Annotated in this window: 13 protein-coding genes; 8 read left to right on the forward strand and 5 right to left on the reverse strand. The window is 54.6% G+C overall.

From position 1 onward, the window contains the following. The first annotated feature begins 13 nt into the window (after positions 1–13). The 6 genes from ABEA66_RS04990 to ABEA66_RS05015 all read left to right on the forward strand — a co-directional run bounded on the left by ABEA66_RS04990 (position 14) and on the right by ABEA66_RS05015 (position 8,123). A complete protein-coding gene (locus ABEA66_RS04990) occupies positions 14–1,555 on the forward strand; it encodes a sugar ABC transporter ATP-binding protein (RefSeq protein WP_345586603.1) in 1,542 nt (513 codons plus the stop codon). A 24-nt stretch (positions 1,556–1,579) separates the two neighbouring features. After that, a complete protein-coding gene (locus ABEA66_RS04995; protein WP_345586605.1) occupies positions 1,580–2,626 on the forward strand; it encodes an ABC transporter permease in 1,047 nt (348 codons plus the stop codon). A 57-nt stretch (positions 2,627–2,683) separates the two neighbouring features. After that, positions 2,684–3,673, forward strand: coding sequence for an ABC transporter permease (locus tag ABEA66_RS05000; protein ID WP_345586607.1), 990 nt, complete (start codon positions 2,684–2,686; stop codon positions 3,671–3,673). A 7-nt stretch (positions 3,674–3,680) separates the two neighbouring features. Then, positions 3,681–4,487 (forward strand): helix-turn-helix domain-containing protein, encoded by an 807-nt coding sequence (locus ABEA66_RS05005; protein WP_345586609.1) that lies wholly within the window; start codon positions 3,681–3,683, stop codon positions 4,485–4,487. A gap of 114 nt (positions 4,488–4,601) precedes the next feature. After that, entirely contained in the window at positions 4,602–6,056 is a 1,455-nt protein-coding gene (locus ABEA66_RS05010) for an aldehyde dehydrogenase (protein WP_345586611.1), read from the forward strand. A gap of 294 nt (positions 6,057–6,350) precedes the next feature. After that, entirely contained in the window at positions 6,351–8,123 is a 1,773-nt protein-coding gene (locus tag ABEA66_RS05015; protein ID WP_345586613.1) for an RNA polymerase sigma factor, read from the forward strand. Positions 8,124–8,228: 105 nt separating this feature from the next. Here ABEA66_RS05015 and ABEA66_RS05020 read toward each other — a convergent pair whose 3' ends face one another. From ABEA66_RS05020 to ABEA66_RS05030, 3 genes are all read right to left on the reverse strand, one after another. After that, positions 8,229–9,800: a catalase gene (locus ABEA66_RS05020; RefSeq protein WP_345586615.1), complete on the reverse strand. Its 1,572-nt coding sequence runs from the start codon at positions 9,798–9,800 to the stop codon at positions 8,229–8,231. Positions 9,801–9,940: 140 nt separating this feature from the next. Further along, a complete protein-coding gene (locus tag ABEA66_RS05025) occupies positions 9,941–11,824 on the reverse strand; it encodes an ABC transporter ATP-binding protein (protein ID WP_345586617.1) in 1,884 nt (627 codons plus the stop codon). Then, positions 11,821–13,539, reverse strand: a complete 1,719-nt coding sequence (locus tag ABEA66_RS05030) for an ABC transporter ATP-binding protein (protein ID WP_377740963.1) — start codon at positions 13,537–13,539, stop codon at positions 11,821–11,823. The genes ABEA66_RS05025 and ABEA66_RS05030 overlap by 4 nt, the downstream gene beginning before the upstream one ends. Positions 13,540–13,961: 422 nt before the next feature. Here ABEA66_RS05030 and ABEA66_RS05035 point away from each other — a divergent pair, with 422 nt between their 5' ends. Then, on the forward strand, positions 13,962–14,726 hold the full coding sequence (locus tag ABEA66_RS05035; protein WP_345586621.1) for a MerR family transcriptional regulator: 765 nt from the start codon (positions 13,962–13,964) through the stop codon (positions 14,724–14,726). Between the two features lie 206 nt (positions 14,727–14,932). Further along, positions 14,933–15,589: a cell wall hydrolase gene (locus tag ABEA66_RS05040; protein ID WP_079911231.1), complete on the forward strand. Its 657-nt coding sequence runs from the start codon at positions 14,933–14,935 to the stop codon at positions 15,587–15,589. Positions 15,590–15,750: 161 nt separating this feature from the next. On the opposite strand, the gene ABEA66_RS05045 is transcribed toward ABEA66_RS05040, so the two are convergent. Together ABEA66_RS05045 and ABEA66_RS05050 are read right to left on the reverse strand one after the other, a co-directional pair. Next, entirely contained in the window at positions 15,751–17,166 is a 1,416-nt protein-coding gene (locus tag ABEA66_RS05045; RefSeq protein ID WP_345586625.1) for a YfcC family protein, read from the reverse strand. Beyond that, positions 17,159–18,367 carry a M20 family metallopeptidase gene (locus ABEA66_RS05050; RefSeq protein ID WP_345586627.1) on the reverse strand — a complete coding sequence of 403 codons (1,209 nt, stop codon included), beginning with the start codon at positions 18,365–18,367 and terminating at the stop codon, positions 17,159–17,161. The genes ABEA66_RS05045 and ABEA66_RS05050 overlap by 8 nt, the downstream gene beginning before the upstream one ends. Positions 18,368–19,075 lie beyond the last annotated feature (708 nt).

Here is a 19,075-nt window from a genome sequence, read left to right on the forward strand (position 1 = left end):
CGAGGTGCCAAGGATGCCTACCGAGAATCATCCGTTGACCCCGGCAAACCAACCCGTGTCACCGGAGGAAGTCCTGCTTGAAGTATCGCAGGTGAGCAAAAGCTACGGCGGCGTGCAGGCTTTGATCGATTGCGATTTTTCCTGCCGCAGAGGCGAAGTGCACGCACTGCTCGGCGAGAACGGCGCCGGCAAGAGCACGCTGGTCAAACTATTGTGCGGCGTTGTTTCCCCCGATACAGGCTCTATCCGATTCAAAGGCGAGGAAATGCGGTTTCGCTCCCCCATCGATGCCGCCCGCCAGGGGATTGTCGCGGTGTTTCAGGAGCTTTCCCTCGTTCCCGATCTTACCGTGTCGGAGAACGTGTATTTGGGACATGAGCCGAAGACTCGATGGGGGCTGATCGATTTTGCCCGGATGAATGTCATGGCCGGAGAGCTGTTCCGGGATCTGGGCCTGACCCTTCAACCCGAAGCGCTTGTCAGCGATCTGACGCTCGCGGAACGGCAGCTGGTCGAGATCGCCAAGGCGTTATCCCGCGACCCGGAGGTCATTCTGCTGGACGAAGCCACCTCGGCGCTGGGCCAGCAGGAGGTCGACCTGCTGTTCTCCCTGATCCGGAGACTCACCGATCGGGGCAAAACGGCTATCTTCATCTCCCATCGCATGGATGAGCTGGAACGGATCGCCCATCGCGCCACCGTGTTCCGGGACGCCCGCTATGTGACTACCTTCGACTGGGGAACCGTCTCAGGAGAACAGATAGTAAGCTGGATTGCCGGTCGGACCGTGAACGAGACGTATCCGGCCAAAAGTGCCCGGCGCCGGGACGAAATCGCTCTAGATGTCCGTAATCTGACCAGCACAGGGCAGTTTTACGACATAAATCTGCAGCTGCGAAAGGGAGAAATCGTCGGCATCGCAGGACTTCAGGGGCATGGGCAAGGCCCCTTTCTTGAGGCGCTGTTCGGCTTATGTCCCATCGCCGGCGGAGAGGTTCAAGTATACGGGCGAAGGGCCGCATTGACCGGGCCGGCGGCCGCCATCGAGGCCGGCATTGCGCTTGTTCCCGAGGACCGCAAGCACGAGGGTCTGCTGCTGTCCCGCTCCGTTCGCGAGAATATCTCCCTGATGACGCTGCAGCATCGGCAGCAGCTGGGATTCATTCAAGCCGGCAAGGAACGGACCGCCGTTCATGAGATGATCCGGTTTTTGAATATCAAGACATCCCACCCCGATCTCGAGGTTGGCGGCTTGAGCGGAGGCAATCAGCAAAAGGTCGTCATTGCCAAGGCGATTCTGACGCAAGCGGACATCCTGCTTCTGGCCGACCCCACCCGGGGCATCGACATAGGGACCAAGTCGGAAATTTACCGGCTGCTGCGGCAGCTCGCAGAGGAAGGGATGGCGATTCTCCTCTACTCCACCGAGCTTTCGGAGCTGACCGGGCTATGCGATCGCGTAGCCGTCTTCAAGCAGGGCCGGATGGCAGCTTTACTGGAAGGCAGGAGCATTACCGAGGAGCGGATGATTCACGCCGCTCTTGGCATCGCCTAACGTTACAGGAGGTGACCTGACAGGATGAAACCAGCTCCACATCGCAAACCCTTCGGCGCGCTGATAAGAAGAAACAAGGATGCGGCCATGGCTTATCTCATTTTAATGGCCATCCTCGTATTGTTCGCCTTCAATCAGTACGATTTCTTCACAAGGTACGGACCGCAATCCATTTGTAACCAGGTCGTTACATTAGCCGTTGCCGCTTTGGCGCAAACCGTCGTCGTGCTGACCGCCGGGATCGACTTGTCGATCGGGGCGATCATCGGGCTGACGAATTCCGCAGCGGCTACGATCATGGATCCCATTTCCGTATCGGTAGGCCATTCCGGCTTCGGACTTGTTCTTACCCATCTCATTGTGCTGGCCATCGGATGCGCCGCAGGGCTCCTTAACGGGCTGATCATCGTATTCGGCAGGCTGCAGCCGATTATCGTGACGCTGGCGACCGCCTCCATTTATAGCGGGATCGCGTTATATATTCGCCCTACGGCCGGAGGCAAGGTGCCGGAAGCGTATACCGACCTGCTAACCGGGCGCGTGCTTACCTATATCCCGGTCTCCGCTATCGTGCTGGCCGTCTTTATGGCTCTGATCTGGGTGCCTCTGCGCCATTCCCGCTTCGGTCAATCCATCTATGCCATCGGCGGCAGCGAATACTCGTCCTTCATATCCGGAGTCCCGATTCGGCGCACCAAAGTATGGGCGTATACGATGGCCGGCTTGTTCTCGGCCTGCGCCGGTCTGCTGCTCACCGCCCAAACCGCTTCCGGCGATCCGCTCGGCAGCAGCCTGTTCACCTTGAACTCCATCGCCGCCGTCGTTCTCGGAGGCACAGCCTTGTCAGGCGGTAAAGGCGGATATGTTGGATCGGTGGCCGGAGCCGCCATTTTGTCGCTCGTGCTGGGTCTGTTGATTTTTTGGGGCGTCCCGTCCTTTTATCAAAATGCCGTTCAAGGGAGCATCCTTATTCTCGCCCTGGCCGTGAGCATCCTTCAGAAGCAAAGAAAACGGACCGCAGCCCGCTACGCGGACTCTGCCCAGGCATCAGGCTCCGCCAGTTCATCGTAAAAGGAATGGCTTATGAAGCAGGTTTTGGCTCTAGTCAGAACTATAAGGAGGGCCTTCATGAGTACGGATATGTTAAAACCGGCTTCCACCCGCCCCGGTGCGGCGGGAGCGCTTGCCCCGCCGTTTCGCCATACAGGGGTTTGGAAAATTTATGCGGCTACCGCAGGGCTTTATGGGATATCGGGGATTATGCAGCCGCAGTTCTTCTCTGCGGATCATTTGATTCAGCTGCTCGTGATCTCTTCTTTTCTGGGCATTCTGGCGATGGGCCAGACCCTGGTCATCTTGACCGGAGGCATTGATTTATCCGTCGCCTACATGCTGAACCTGGGAGCGGTCATTATGACTCAAGCAGCCTCGGACTACGGCGGCGGGACCGCGGCCATCATCATGGTGGCGGCAGGCATCGCCGTCGGAGCGCTAAACGGCCTCGGCGTGGCATATCTCAAGATCTCTCCGATCATCATGACGCTCGCCATGAGCAGTATTTTGAAAAGCGTAACGTACGTCTATACCGACGGCAACCCTAAAGGAGCGGCACCTGACTGGCTGCGTTATCTCGGTACGGGTTCCGTGTTCGGGATCAAGCTGGCGCTTCTCGTGTGGCTGGTTTTTGCCGCCGCCATTGTGCTTTTGCTTGGCAAAACCACGTTCGGACGGAAAGTGTATGCTATCGGGACGAATCCTACCGTGTCGCACCTATCAGGGATCCATAACAAGAGGGTCCTCGTTCTGGTGTATACGCTAAGCGGATTGTTTGCCGTGCTGGCAGGCATGATGTCCGTCGGCTTCTACGGCCTCTCCTTCCTCGGAATGGGGGACACGCTGCTTCTCCCGTCCATTGCCGCTGTCGTAATCGGAGGGACCTCCATTATGGGAGGGCGCGGGGGCTATGCGGGGACGATTGCCGGAGCCGTCATTCTCTATATTTTGATGAGTATTCTTACGTTATTGGACATGAGGGACGCAGGAAAACAAATCATTTACGGTCTTGTCATACTTGTCGTTCTGTTCTTGTACGGGCGTGCCAAGACTGCAAGGAGCTGACTTGTTCATGGTTGGAATCCACTTGTATGAAATGCGTCACAACGACGGCGAGATCATGCAGGAGCACCATCATGACATCCATCAAATCCTGTATGTTCTGGAGGGAAAGGGCAGAGTGGTGCTCGATGGGCGGAGCTTCGACTTCGAACAGGATCAGGGCGTCGTCATCGTCCCGCGAACGAGCCATTCGGTGCTTTCCGGAAGCCGGATGACCGTGCTGGTGCTCGAATTTGACGAAGCGATGCTGGATGAAAGCGTCCGTGAGGCACTGCTGCGCTCCCAGTTTGACCGTTCCAGGCTCGTCCGGCTTGGCGGCTTCGGAAGCAAGGAGCTGCGGCAGCTGACGCGCAAAATGCTGTTCGAGCAGACGCGGGAGAACCTGCTGAACAAGCTGGCCAATGCGCTGTATTTATCCGAGCTGCTGCTTCTGCTCGTCCGCTATCAGCCGGCCACCGAGGCGGCCGCCGTGAACAGCCTCCGGGCCGAGAAGCTTCGCCATTATATCGATACGCATTACTTCGAAATTGTAGGCCCGGATGATATTTCCGCCAAGCTCGGCGTCAGTACGCGGCACTTGAATACCATTTTCAAGGAAGTGTACCAGATGACTCCGCATCAATACCTCACGGACGTTCGAATGCGTCTTGCGCAAAAGCTGCTGGCCGAGACCGACAAGGATATCGCATCCATCTGCTTTGAAATCGGGTTTGAAACGCTGTCCACCTTCTATAGAACCTTCAAAAGCAGCATTCGCATGACTCCGAATCATTACCGGAGGCTGCATCGCGAGCGTACCCTTGCCAAGCGGGCTTGACTCAAGCGCTGTCCGGCCCGCTGGGTGACGCAGGATGACAAAGAACGAATCGGTCCCCTGCGCCGATACTGGCTAAAGCCTCATAACCTAAGATCCTAAAGGAGGAGTTTGAAAATGGAAACTATCGTGAAAGGTATGGATTGCTTGCATTTCATTGACGGCCGGTACGTTCATTCCCAGAAGCCCAAAACCTTCGATAATATCAATCCGGCAACGGAGGAGGTGCTCGGTCAAGTGGCTGAGGGAGGCCAAGCCGAGGTCGAGCTGGCCGTAGAAGCTGCCAAGCGGGCCTTCAACGGCGGATGGAAGCATTCCAAGCTGAGTGAGCGCGCCGCCATACTGCGCCGGATCGGCGATTTGATTCTGCAGCGCAAAGACGAGCTGGCCATGCTCGAAACGCTGGATACAGGAAAGCCTCTGTGGCTGTCAACGAATGTAGACATTCCGCGTGCCGCCGGCAGCTACCATTTCTATGCCAATTTCATCTCCACCATGGGAACGGAGGCTTACCCCAGCGAGGCTGGCGCCATGAACTTCGTCGTACGCCGTCCGCTCGGCGTCGTCGGCATGATCAATCCCTGGAACCTCCCGCTTCTTCTGCTCAGCGCCAAGCTTGCGCCGTGCCTTGCCATGGGCAACAGCGTCGTACTGAAGCCGGCCCGCTGGACGCCCATGACCGCAACGCTGCTCGGGGAAATCTGCAAGGAGGCCGGTTTGCCGGACGGAGTCGTCAACATCGTGAACGGGGCCGGCCGCTCCGTAGGGGAAGCGATCTCCGAGCATCCGGATGTGCGCGCGATTGCCTTCACCGGGGAAACAACCACCGGAAAAAGCATTATGAAGGCCGGATCAGCCAGCCTGAAGCGCTTATCGTTCGAGCTGGGCGGCAAAAACCCGAACATCATCTTCGCGGATTGCGATCTGGACGAAGTGATCGATACGTCGCTGCGCAGCAGCTTTATTAACCAAGGCGCCGTGTGCTTGTGCGGCTCGCGGATCTATGTGCAGCGCCCGATCTATGAAGCCTTTCTGGAGAAATTCATCGAACGCACGCGCCAGCAAACGGTGGGCGACCCCCTCCAGCCGAATACGAACATCGGAGCGCTCATCAGCAAGCAGCATTACGATCGGGTGCTGGATTATATCCAGTCCGCAAGAGAGGACGGCTGCGTGATCGAAACCGGCGGCAATCGCGCCGATGGACTTGATCGGGGCTTCTACGTGGAGCCGACCATCATAACCGGAGTCGATGCCGGATGCCGGGTGGTCAATGAGGAAATATTCGGTCCTGTCGTCACCGTTCAGCCTTTTGATACCGAGGAGGAGGTCATCGCTCTCGCTAACGATACCCACTACGGTCTTAGCGCATCCATCTGGACGAAGGACAGCAGCCGGGCCTTCCGGGTAGCGCATCAGATCGAAGCCGGGCTGACCTGGGTGAATACCTGGTTCCTGCGTGATCCGAGAACGCCGTACGGCGGTGAGAAGCAAAGCGGCATCGGCCGTCAGGGCGGGATGTTCAGCCTGGACTTCTACAGCGAGGTTTCTACCATCTGCATCAAGTATTAAAGCTTCGGCGCTCTTTGTTGGGTTAGCAAGCAGCTTCGCAAAGCTTAAGCAGGCCGTCTTCCTTTACGGCGAGGGCGGCTTTTTTCGCATGGCTGTTCAAGCAAAACCGCGCTGCATTTTTGAAATAGATGGTAAAATAATCAAAGAGCACAGCCCCTATAAATCAACCCGTTCCGACCATTTGGGTTCACATAAAGTCAATCAGGATCCACACCTTTATTTTTGGGCCGCAGTTGTCAGAATACCCGCTCCTGAAGCGTCAATGTAACAAGAATCTACGTAAGGAGGATTTCCTTGAGCACTGCATCATTTACACCGCTGGACCCCCGGGATGAAGAAGGAGCTGTTCCAGAGCTTGATGACAGGGATGACCGCTTGCTGGTTGAGCAGGCCAAGGCCGGGGATCGCGAGGCCTTCGGGGAATTAATACGAAGACATAGAGCCCAGGTGTACGGCTATGCCCGTTCTATAGCCCAGGAGCCCTTCCTGGCGGAGGATATCGTGCAGGATGCGCTGATTCGGGCTTTTCTGCATCTCGGGACATTGGTAGATACCGAGAGGTTCCTCCCTTGGCTGCACCGGATCGTGCGCAACCAGGCGTACACCAGGCTAAGGAGCCGTTCCGTCGCCAAAGAGCAGTCCTTCTCCGCCCCGGCACCGTCCCAGGGGTCCATAGAGCCCTCGGAGGATACCTGGCGCGATCTCGATTACATCCTGCACCGTCTCTCCCAATCACGGCCTCCTGCCGGGCAAGAGACGAATCCGGAAGAAGCATTGCTCCGGCGGGAGCTGATGGATACGATCGGCGGCATATTAGGCTGTCTCAACCGCAGAGAGAGGCAAATCTTCGAATCGCATTTTTTCGACCACTTGTCTCCTCAGGAGATTGCCAAGCTGTTTCAGCTCTCTTCCGCCAATGTGTATCAGATTATTTCCCGGGGCCGTAAAAAAGTGATTCAGGAAAAGCTCCGTATTTCTGTAGATCATTACATGAAAAACAGAAGGGATATGGGACTTATGAAAAAGACTCTGCTGCCTAACAACGCTGCAAGCCACGAAGGAGGAACCTGGACATCGGCCGCCTCAGCTATTCATCGCATTCTGGGCTATACGGACAAAGCCTTCCCCCTTCCTATGGTCATGGGCTTGACCGGCCACGCCTTTCGCATCAATATCGGGCCGGGAGACGTCCATATCGGCGGGCCGACCAGCTTTAACTTCGGAGATATTCTCACTAAGGGGCTGCTCAATCTGGGCTTCCGCTGCCGCTTCATTGACGGGCTCCGGAAGGATGGTCCGGGACCAAATGCCAACCTGGTCGATCCGTCCCTGCTAACGGAGCAAGCAATGCACAAAAGGTCGATGCACAAAGCGCTTCCCGAAGCGCTGGAGCTCATCCACCGTTCCATCGACCGTGGGCTTCCGGTGCTGTCCTGGGATCTATTTATCCCCGAATTCGGAGTCATCTACGGCTATGACGATGAACAGCGACAGCTGATGGCTGCGGAATTGTGCAGAGAGAAAGCTATTTCCTATGACAACCTCGGACGGGGGATTCTGGAGGATCTATTTATTCTTGCCATTGAGGATTCCTTCGAGACGGATGACCATACGATGCTGCAGGGTGCGCTGCGCATGATCCTCGATCATTATCAGGGAATAGAGGAGGAAGCCCCGAGAACGGTTCGGGGACTTACGGCTTATTCGACCTGGATCGAAGCGTTCCGCGGCGGAGCGATCGAGCCTAACGGTCATTCCTATAACGTCGCCTTCGTTCAGGACGCCCGGCATTTTGCAGCCGCATTCTGGAACGAGCTGGCTGACGGATGGAACGGCTCCGACGAACGGGACGCACGCATTCGCAGCTTGTTCCGGGAGGCAGCCGTTCTGTACGGGGATATTGCCCGCCGGCTACTGCCTCTGCGCAGCCTGTTTCCCTTCCCCTCCGGCGGGGACCCTAACTCTCCTGCCGCGGCGGAGCAAGCCGTGCCGATTCTTGAGTCGGTGCTTGCCCTTGAACGGCAAGCGGTCAGCCTGCTCGAAGCGATGGATAATGAGCTGCGCTAAATAACAACTGCAAAATAGCGCCTTACCTTCGGAGCTGATTCAGGTGCTTTGCAGGGAACCCCAATAATAAGGCGGCGGGCCGATTCCTAAGCCCGCCGCCTTCCTTCAATATGGACCTGCACTGTGCCCCTCTTGCTGAGCCTTGCGGACCGCCTGTGCCGGATCTGTCTGACCGCTCTCGATGCGGTTCCGGTCAGCCTTGGACAGCCCCTCGGCTACTCGCCTGCCGTAATCGGCATCCGCCTCCGTGAAATGCCGGATCATCCTCTCGCGAATGCCCTCGCTGCACTTCGACAAAGCATCGACCAGATTCGAGATCAGCTCTTCACGCTCCCATTCTTCAAAGGCCCGGTACGTATCGCCAGCTTGTCCGAAGTTATTCGTTCGCGGAATGGCCTCGCGGGTCAATTTGGCGTTATAGTGCGGCTCATGCTCCTTGCCATTTCGCTTCGCTTCCTCCAGCCCGCCTAGAGAGGAAGGCTCGTAGTTGACATGCGGATTTTGCCCCGGGGCCCGGTCCGGCCGGATCTGCATCTGCCCCCCGCTCTGATTGGTTGCCACATGGGTTCTAGGCGCATTGATCGGAAGCTGCAGGTAATTTGTCCCGACCCGGTACCGCTGCGTATCCGAATAGGAGAAGGTACGACCCTGCAGCAGCTTGTCATCCGAGAAGTCCAGACCGTCTACCAGAACCCCGGTCCCGAATGCCGCCTGCTCCACTTCCGTGAAATAATCGAACGGATTGCGGTTCAAGGTCATTTTGCCTACAGGCAGCAGCGGGAACTGATCCGTCGGCCACAGTTTGGTGGGATCCAGCGGGTCAAAGGACAATTCGGGATGCTCATCATCGGACATGATTTGTACGCATAGCTCCCATTCGGGATAATCGCCCCGCTCAATGGCCTGGTACAGATCCAGCGTGGCGTGGTTGAAATTGATCGCTTGAATTTCGTTGGCTTCCTTTTGCAGCAAATTTTTAATGCCCTGCTTTAACGGCTCCCAGTGATATTTCACCAGCACCGCTTCTCCCGCCTCATTCACCCACTTATATGTATTGACGCCGGAGCCCTGCATTTGCCGGTAGTTAGCGGGAATTCCCCAAGGGGAGTACACAAACGTAATCATATGGGTAGCCTCTGGACTCATCGACACAAAATCGAAGAAGCGCTCCATATCTTGCACATTCGTGATCGGATCGGGCCTGAAGGCATGAACCATATCAGGGAATTTCAGCGGGTCTCTAATGAAGAAAATTTTGAGATTGTTCCCGACCAAGTCCCAGTTCCCGTCCTCCGTGTAAAATTTGACGGCAAAGCCTCTCGGGTCCCTTAAGGTTTCGGGAGAATGACCGCCATGAATCACCGTCGAGAACCTTACGAACACCGGCGTCTCTTTGCCCGCCTCCTGAAACAGCTTCGCCCGGGTGTACTTGGATACCGGCTCTTCTCCAACCTTCCCGTAAGCTACAAATACTCCGTGAGCTCCTGCACCGCGCGCATGGACGACGCGCTCCGGAATGCGCTCCCTGTCGAAGTGAGTAATTTTCTCAAGATAATGGTAGTTCTCCAACGTGCTTGGCCCCCGGCTGCCTACCGTGCGAATATTCTGGTTATCCGCTACCGGATGTCCCTGACGGGTAGTCAACGTCCGCTGCCCTGAGTCGGTTTCTTTATGCATCCTTTTCTCTCCTGTCCCTATGTAAAATCATCCTGCATTAGCTTGTCCCAAAATCAGGAGCTCATCCTTGATCCCTGCTGCCGATAGCCCTTCTTTAATGGAGGCTTGCCCGGCGGCCTTTTCCCAACATCCACGTGGCTTTACCCGATATCCTTCTGCGAGTCTTTCCCCGTGAATTGGCTGAGATACAAGTCGGCATAAAAGCCCCCCTCGGCCAGCAGCTCTTCATGTGTTCCCTTCTCGATCACAGTCCCTTTGTTCATGACGAGAATCATATCCGCGTTGCGGATCGTCGAGAGCCTATGGGCAATGACAAAGCTGGTTCTTCCTTTCATCAGCTCGTTCATCGCCTTTTGGATATATACTTCCGTTCGCGTATCTACGCTGCTCGTCGCTTCATCCAGAATGAGAATCGCAGGGTCGGCTAGAATGGCGCGGGCAATGGTCAGAAGCTGCTTCTGCCCTTGAGAGATGTTCGAAGCCTCTTCGTTCAGCACGGTGTCATAGCCGTCCGGCAAGGTCCGAATAAAATGATCGGCATGCGCTGCCTTCGCGGCCCGAACGATGTCCTCGGCAGAAGCTCCCTCACGCCCATAGCCGATATTATCGCGAATCGTGCCGTTGAACAGCCAGGTGTCCTGAAGCACCATGCCGAACAGGCTGCGCAGGTTCCCCCGCTTCAGGTCAGTAATATCGACTCCGTCAATCGTGATTCGGCCGCCTCCCAGCTCATAAAATCGCATCAGCAGATTGATAAGCGTTGTTTTGCCCGCTCCCGTCGGCCCTACTATGGCAACGGTCTGACCCGGCTTGACATCGATATTCATATGCTCGATCAAGACGGCGCCCTCTTTGTACCCGAACGTGACGTCCTGGAAATGCACTTCGCCCTTGGGACGCTCCAAGTGATTAGGCTCCGAAGCCTCCGGCACCTCCTCCTTCTCGTCGAGCAGCTCGAAGACGCGCTCTGCGGAAGCGATGGTCGATTGTATAACATTAGCGATATTGGCCAGCTGGGTGATAGGCTGAGAGAACTGACGCGTGTATTGGATAAACGCCTGGATATCGCCGATCTCAATCGCCCTTCTCGTGACGAGAATCCCGCCGACGACGCTGACCAGCACGTAGCCGATATTGCTGATGAAGCTCATCAAAGGCATGATGATCCCGGACACAAACTGCGCCTTCCAGCCTGACTGATACAGCTTGCGGTTAATTTCGTTGAACTTATCGATGGACTGCTCCTCGTGTCCGAACGCTTTAATGATCCGGTGGCCCGTATACATTTCTTCCACGTGGCCGTTCAGCTCTCCAAGCGCCTTTTGCTGTCCTGCAAAAAAAGCCTGCGAACGGGAGGCTACCGCCTTCGTAACAAGAAAGCTGAGCGGAAGCGTAAGAAATACGATTAGCGTCATCCAGCCGCTTATCGTCAGCATCATGACAATAACGCCGACCAGCGTGACCACGGAGGTAATCAGCTGGGTCAAGCTTTGCTGCAGCGTGCTGCTTATATTGTCAACGTCGTTGACAACCCGGCTCAAGATTTCGCCGTGGGCGCGGGAATCGAAGAACGACAGCGGCAGCCTGGACAGCTTCTCATTGACCCGCTGTCTTAAGCCATAGACGGTTTTCTGGGCGACTCCGGCCATCACATATTGCTGCATATAACTAAAGGCTGCGCTGATGATATACAGGACGGCCAACAGCACCAAAATGTCCTTTATGTAATCGAAGTCGACTTCCGCTCCGGGAACTCCCTTCAGCTTCAGCATGACGCCTTCGAAAATTTTGGTCGTCGCCTTCCCCATAATTTTCGGGCTGACGATGCTGAACACGGTGCTGAGTATGGCAGCGAGCAGAACCGTGAGCAGCGCATAACGATGAGGCTTTAAATAGTGAAGCAAGCGATTCAGCGTGCCCTTGAAGTTTTTGGCCTTTTGGACGGGCATTCCCATTCGAGGACCTCCGTGTCCTCCTCCTGGGCCTCGGCCCGGCCCCCCGCCCCCTCTATGCGGTCCGCTCATGACAGTTCCTCCTCCGATAGCTGTGAAGCCACGATTTCCCTATATACCCCGCACGAAGCCATCAGCTCATGATGATTCCCTATCCCGGCAATACGTCCGTCCTCCAGCACGATGATCCGGTCCGCATCCATGACGGTGCTCACCCTTTGGGCCACGATGATGACCGTCGCATCGCCCGTCTCCGCCTTCAGGGCAGCGCGAAGCTTCGCATCCGTCTTGAAATCAAGAGCGGAGAAGCTGTCGTCGAACACGTAAATTTCCGGCCTTCTGACCAGAGCTCTAGCTATGGATAGACGCTGCTTTTGTCCTCCCGATACGTTCGTCCCTCCTTGGGCAATCACCGAGTCGAAGCCTTCCGGCATAGCGGAGATGAACTCCGTCGCCTGGGCGACCGCTGCCGCATGCCGCAGCTCCTCGTCGGTTGCATCCTCCTTGCCGTACCGGATATTGTCCGCAATGGTTCCGGAGAACAGCACGGCCTTCTGCGGGACTAAGCCGATTTTCCCGCGCAGCGTCTGCTGCGTCATCTCCCGTACATCCACCCCATCCACACGGATGCTGCCGCTGCTCACATCGTAAAATCGGGGAATGAGGCTGATCAGCGTCGATTTGCCTGACCCCGTCCCTCCGATAATCGCCGTAATCTCCCCGGGGCTGACGCTGAAGGAAATATTCGAGAGGGCCGGCTGCTCCGCCCCCGGATAGCTGAACGAAACCCGGTCGAATTCGATGTATCCCTTCCTCTCTCCCGTCTGTCGGCCATGCGCAGGATTCTCCAGCGTCGGGGTCATGCCCAGCACTTCGTTAATGCGGCCGGCCGAGACGGAAGCTCGTGGAATCATGACGAACATCATCGACATCATAATGAGCGAGAACATAATCTGCATCGCATATTGCAAAAAAGCCATCAGATCCCCGACCTGCATATAGCCGCTGCTGATCCGGATACTGCCGAACCAGATAATGGCCATAGAGGAGAAGTTCATGACCAGCATCATCACCGGCATCATGGCCGCCATAATGCGGTTCACCTTCGTAGCGGTAGCCGTCAAATCCCGGTTGGCCTCCTGAAATCGCTGCTGCTCGTGCTCAATCCGGTTGAAGGAACGAATGACGCGTATTCCCGTCAGCCCTTCCCGCAGCACCAGATTCAGCTTGTCCAGCTTCATCTGGAGCGCTTTGAACAAGGGCATGCCACGGCTTGCGATAATGGCGATAGCCGCCGCAAGCACCGGAATAACCACGACCAGAACAAGCGACAGCGTGGCATCCTTACTCACCGCCATGATGATGCCCCCAATGCACATCATGGGAGCACTGATCATCATTCGCAGCATCATGGTCAGCACTTGCTGCACCTGGGTAATATCGTTGGTCGTTCTCGTAATCAGCGAAGCCGTGCCGATCCTGTCGAACTCCTGAAGGGAGAAATTTTCCACATGGGAGAACACCCGGCTCCGCACGTTAAGGCCAAAGCCCGATGCCGTCCTGGCGGAAAGAAAGCTTGCCGCGACAGAGCATATTGCGCCTCCCGCCGCCACCAGAAGCATGAATCCCCCGATTCGGAAGATGTAGGGGATGTCGCCTTCCACAATCCCTTTATCCACAATATCCGCCATTAAGGTCGGGAGATACAGATCCGACAAGGATTGCAGAAATATCAAGACGAGCACAGCTGCTGCCGGCCACCGGTAAGGCTGGAGAAAACCCAGCATTCGAATCACACGCCATCACCTCGTTTGGGCTGCCTTCAGCCGAAATAGTCCATAATCATCCTCTTCTCCCTATTTTGCTCTAGGGCTAGTCCTTGTTATTCCTTACCCTTATCGCAAGAAGCCCTAACTCGAGCCAGGCAGCCCGGCAAGCTGACTCGCAGATTCCGGCATGCCGAAAAACCCCGCAAGCGGGGCCTTGACTTTGTCATTGCGAGACAGCCCGGAGCCTCAATACACAACATTTACCGGTACAATAGTATTCGATTCGACTCTGACTATAAGCAGCTCTTCTAAAGCCAAACTAAATGCTAATAGTGGTTCCATCGAGACCTATTTTTCCACCAAAATCATGCAAAAAGAACAAGCGAGCCTGTTGACTCTCACGTAACGTAATACCCTATGATGAAATAGGAGGTGATGATATGACCTACAAAACGAAGGAAGTTGCCGATCTTGCCGGCATCAGCGTCCGGACACTCCATCATTATGATGAAATCGGACTGCTCTCTCCCGATTCAGTTAATGAGGCGGGATACCGCACCTATACCGATCGTGAGCTGGAACGTTTACAGCAAATATTGTTTTTTCGCGAGATCGGGTTTTCGTTGAAGGAGATCAAAGACATTCTCGACCACCCCCATTTCGACCGGAAAGAGGCGCTGGAATCCCATCGGGAGCTATTGCTCGAGAAGAGGCGGCGGCTCGACAGCATCATCGAAACGGTTCACAAAACGATTCAAGCTATGGAAGGAGAACGACAAATGAGTAACCAGGAACGATTCGAGTCCTTTGACCGGACTCCGTTAGAAGAACACAAACGCAAATACGCCAAGGAAGCGCGTCAACGCTATGGAGATGCTATGATGGACTCCGTCGAGCAAAAGGCCAGCGGCTATTCCTCTCAGGATTGGAACGATATTATGGAGCAATCACGGCAAATTTATGCCAAGATCATCGCCGCCATGGATAACGGACCCGAGGACCCGCAAGTACAGGAAGGAGTGGCGGAGCTTAGAGAATGGATCACAAGCCACTTTTACGAATGTACACCGGACATTTTCCGCGGCCTGGGAGATTTGTACGTGGAGGATGAGCGATTTACAGCCAACATTGATAAGCATAAGGAGGGGCTGGCCGTCTTTTTGCGGGAGGCTATGCACGTATATTGTGATCGTTTAAAAGCATAAGCTTATTTCCTTTTTCTGGAACCAACCATTCGCTATAGCAAACCTAGGAACCTATCGAATTCGCATCTGCAAGCGATTTTAATCCCCATTAATAAAGTGGGATAAACCCGCGCCCGGCAAGCATTTTTTAGGATATTCCAATAAATGCTGGTTGAATCTTCGTTCATACAGCCTCTATAATCTTTATCCGAAAGGGGAGATACCGTATGAAACGAAGAAATTGGAGAATATTGGCCTTCCTATTCGGGTTTGCATTGTTGACGAATATAGTAGGAATTACCCCATATACAGCTCAAGCAGCACCATTACTACAGCAAGGCAGCGCCAACGGCGACGTCTGGGATCTGCAGTTCCGTTTGAAGCTGGCCGGCTTTTACCAGCTGCCCTTGGACGGCTTGTACGGATCTAATACAGCCCAAGCAGTCAAAGGATTTCAAAGCAATTTCGGCTTAAATCCGGACGGAGTGGTAGGAGATATGACTTGGTCCGAGCTGAAGAAGCATTCCTTGAACCGTGAAGAGCTGGACATTCTGGCTAAGGTTATTTACAGCGAGGCCCGCGGTGAATCGTACGAAGGTCAGGTTGCCGTCGGCGCCGTCGTTATGAATCGTATTCAATCCGGCAAGTTTGGAGATAGTATTAAAGACGTCGTTTTCCAAAAGGGCGCCTTTACCGCAGTAGCGGATGGCCAATATAATTTGTTGCCTGACAGCACGGCTTATTTGGCTGCCCAGGACGCCGTACGCGGCTGGGATCCTTCTAATGGCTCCTTGTATTATTTTAACCCGAAAACAGCGACCAGCGCTTGGATATGGACCAGACCGCAAACCATTCAAATCGGGAACCATATTTTCGCAAAATAAACCATTGGTTAATTAAATCCAGACTATCCTTGCAAAGTGAAACTTAGCTTTAAGCAGATGCATCTTCTTTGTGCAAACCCGTAAATTTACAAATGGTGTTATTATTTAAAAAAGGTTGTTCCAGAGTCTGAAAAAGGACCCGCGGAACAACCTTTTATTTGTTATGCGTAATGAATGATATTGGCAACGATGACGAAGATGGCTCCCACTACAAGCCAGGTCGCCATCAGAGGCCAGAAGAAGCGGACCCACTTCTGATACGGAATTCCCGACACGGCCAAGCTTCCCATTAACGCGGAGGAGGTAGGCAGGATCATGTTGGTGAATCCGTCGCCTAATTGGAATGCGAGCACAGCCGTCTGTCTCGTTACCCCGAGCAAATCGGACAGTGGAACCATGATCGGCATCGTCGTAACCGCCATCCCGGTTCCCGATGTAATGAAGACATTCATGACGTTTTGGAATACATACATGCCTAGAACCTGAATCGAGCTCGGAAGCTCGCCTACAAGAATGGACAGACTGTTCACGATCGTATCGATGACATTTCCGTGATCCAGTACGACCATAATACCTCTGGCCAAACCGATTATGAAGGCGCCGTAGGTGATTGCGCTGGCTCCTTTTACGAACTCTTTGGCAATCCGGCTCGGGCCGTAGGCCGAGAACAATCCGGACAAGACCCCCATCGTTAAGAACAAGGCAGCCAGCTCTTCCATCCACCAGCCTTTTTTCGATACGCCCCAGATCAAGAGCCCGAAGCCCGCGACAACCGTCAAAATAGTCAAGTAATGCTTCAGCTGCATGGCCGGAAGATGGGAGAAGTCCAGCTTCGTCCCGGTGCCTTCCGCCTCTTGCTCCAACTCGTGAACCAGTCCTTGAGTTGGATCCTTCTTCACTTTCCTTGCATAACGGATAATGTACAGACTGGTTATGGTAATCAAGCAAATGAGCAAAATAATTCGAAGCCACATTCCGGAGAACATAGGAATCTGAGCGATAGCCTGGGCCAAGCCGACGTTGAACGGATTAAGAATCCCTGCAGTAAAGCCGCAGGAGGCCCCCAGCGAGATCATCGCCGTCCCTGTCAGAGCATCGTAGCCGAGCGCCCGGGCGATGGCTATGCCGATCGGCACGAACACCATTACCTCCGTGGACATCCCCATCGTGAAGCCGCCTACGGAGAACAAAGATAAGAAGACCGGTATTACCCAGACTCCCTTGCTCGCGAACGTCCGGGCCACCCGGCCCGTAATCGCCTCGATCGTTCCTGTAGAAGAAATAATCTGGAACGCTCCGCCGATGATAAAGATGAAAAATACGACATCTGCAGAATCTATAAGTCCATGTACGATAGCTTTAGGTATGTCGACAAGACTTACCGGGCTTGCATCCACATGATGATAGGAACCGGTGACCAGCAGCGATTTCCCTGTTACCTTATCCTTCACCCGCTCAAACTTCCCTGCAGGGATGGCATAGGTCAATACCGCGGCCACGAAGACCAGGATGATCAAAATCACATAAGTATGCGGCATTTTCAGCCATTTGCGCTTGCCTGCCATTGCGTTATCCATGTGCTTGCCCCCCGCCGCTTTGCTGCTTCCACTGCTCGAACTCCTCACGGACGCTCCGGAGCGCTTCCTTATCGACACAGAGATCGTAGGTAGTCATCGCCATCGCCTTGGCCGCCTGATTCATCTCGATCATCCCCGCTTCCGATCCGGCCAGCTCGCAGAACTCCGGCGTATGTGTCGTAGCGTCTCCAAGACGGATATACGGATGGATAGTAGCAGTCACCTGGCCTACATTGCCGATATCCGAGGAGCCGATGCCGCCTTTCTTCGGAGGATCGCATACCTCGATGCCCATCTGCTCCAGATTGTTCTGGAATAAAGCGGCGAGCGCTTTATTATTGTTTCTTTCCGCATAGATAAGCCCTTCGGCAATATCGACGGTAGCGCCCACTCCTTCGGCTGCATGCCGAACCGCCTTATATACCTTCTCCCTTACGGTTTCCAGTTCTTTGACGGTGGCCGCCCTCAGGATAAACACTGCCTCGCACAGCTCCGGCACGACGTTCGGGGCATCTCCGCCCTTCGTAATAATGCCGTGAATGCGCACATCCTCCTTCACGAACTGGCGAATCGAGTTGATCGCCACAAAGGCGTTAATCATCGCATCCAGTGCGCTGATTCCCTTCTCCGGCGAGGAAGAGGCATGAGCCTGCCGCCCGTGGAAGGTAAAGGTCGCATCGACGCAAGCCAGCGCTCCCCGCAGCACCATCGTTTTGCTCTGCGGATGAACCATCATCACTGCGTCGATATCGTCGAACACGCCTTCGTTGCACATGATGATTTTGCCGCCGCCCTCTTCTTCCGCCGGCGTTCCCAGCACGATGATTTTACCCGGCAGGTCGGGGCAGGCATCCTTCAACGCCAGCGCCGCTCCAACCGCGGCCGTGCCGATCAGATTATGCCCGCAAGCATGTCCGATTGCCGGAAGCGCGTCGTACTCGGCAAGCAGCGCTATGGTTGGCCCCTCTGCCGATCCTTCCCATGTCGCGCGAAACGACGTTTCCAAACCGGCGATTCCCTTCTCCACCTGAAAGCCCGCTTCCGCCAAAGGAGCGGTCAGCCATTGCTGAGCCTTATGCTCATGAAAGCTCAGCTCCGGATTGGCATGAATCAGCGACGCCAAGCCTCTGAGCAATTCATCCCTCGCGTCCACCGCTTGTTGAAGGGCCGCCTTTGCTTCATTCGATTCCGTATTGTTCATTGCTGCTCCCACCTAACATGTCCCAAGATATGGTTTTTATGATGCTCCTCGAATTGAAATGCAACCGAATATTTATGCAACTTATTTGAATTATTGTAAATCGGCACCCCCAATAAGTAAAATGAATAGTTTTTAGCGGTTGACCTAAAAAATTTTTATGAGACTCTCAATTAAACCGCTTCCTTGCTTATATTTCCGCGCTTTCACTTCATGAGATTTCCTTGCTCTTGAAGTGGTGGGAATTTCTGTATCTCCATTTTCATCCTCACTCGGGTTGGTCTGAGTCTAACAGGCTATAGAATAATTATGCATAGCGGCCGGTGTTAACTGGGCCTGGGGAATGAAGCAGCCCCACGAGGCGGGGCCTTGGATTCGAAGCTGCTCCAAAATTTATAAACCCCTGTAATGCTAAAAAGACCTAGCCTGTGGCTAGGTCCTTAGGCTGTCGAGAAACCTAATAGAGCTTGAACTAATGCCAATATACTCCGATGGGGTATCCCCCTCCAGCCGCTGTTGAAACCCGTGAATTAGATTATATTTAGTGGTATTTTCACGGGTTTCAAAGGCGGACGTAAACTCCTCCGAGGCATACCCCACCTCCATATGTAGCATAGTTCACGCAAAACAGGGTTTCTCGATCGAGTAGGTGAGGGCGCCTAGCCCTCGACCTCTCACACCACCGTACATGCGGGTCCGCATACGGCGGTT

It is taken from the genome of Paenibacillus vulneris (assembly GCF_039543185.1).
GTDB lineage: Bacteria > Bacillota > Bacilli > Paenibacillales > NBRC-103111 > Paenibacillus_S > Paenibacillus_S vulneris.

Excerpts from the sequence above, each read along its gene's own strand:
- ABEA66_RS04990 (WP_345586603.1), top strand. The coding sequence starts at position 14 with ATGCCTACCGAGAATCATCCGTTGACCCCGGCAAACCAACCCGTGTCA.
- ABEA66_RS04995 (WP_345586605.1), top strand. The coding sequence starts at position 1,580 with ATGAAACCAGCTCCACATCGCAAACCCTTCGGCGCGCTGATAAGAAGA.
- ABEA66_RS05000 (WP_345586607.1), top strand. The coding sequence starts at position 2,684 with ATGAGTACGGATATGTTAAAACCGGCTTCCACCCGCCCCGGTGCGGCG.
- ABEA66_RS05005 (WP_345586609.1), top strand. The coding sequence starts at position 3,681 with ATGGTTGGAATCCACTTGTATGAAATGCGTCACAACGACGGCGAGATC.
- ABEA66_RS05010 (WP_345586611.1), top strand. The coding sequence starts at position 4,602 with ATGGAAACTATCGTGAAAGGTATGGATTGCTTGCATTTCATTGACGGC.
- ABEA66_RS05020 (WP_345586615.1), bottom strand. The coding sequence starts at position 9,800 with ATGCATAAAGAAACCGACTCAGGGCAGCGGACGTTGACTACCCGTCAG.
- ABEA66_RS05025 (WP_345586617.1), bottom strand. The coding sequence starts at position 11,824 with ATGAGCGGACCGCATAGAGGGGGCGGGGGGCCGGGCCGAGGCCCAGGA.
- ABEA66_RS05030 (WP_377740963.1), bottom strand. The coding sequence starts at position 13,539 with ATGCTGGGTTTTCTCCAGCCTTACCGGTGGCCGGCAGCAGCTGTGCTC.
- ABEA66_RS05035 (WP_345586621.1), top strand. The coding sequence starts at position 13,962 with ATGACCTACAAAACGAAGGAAGTTGCCGATCTTGCCGGCATCAGCGTC.
- ABEA66_RS05040 (WP_079911231.1), top strand. The coding sequence starts at position 14,933 with ATGAAACGAAGAAATTGGAGAATATTGGCCTTCCTATTCGGGTTTGCA.
- ABEA66_RS05045 (WP_345586625.1), bottom strand. The coding sequence starts at position 17,166 with ATGGATAACGCAATGGCAGGCAAGCGCAAATGGCTGAAAATGCCGCAT.
- ABEA66_RS05050 (WP_345586627.1), bottom strand. The coding sequence starts at position 18,367 with ATGAACAATACGGAATCGAATGAAGCAAAGGCGGCCCTTCAACAAGCG.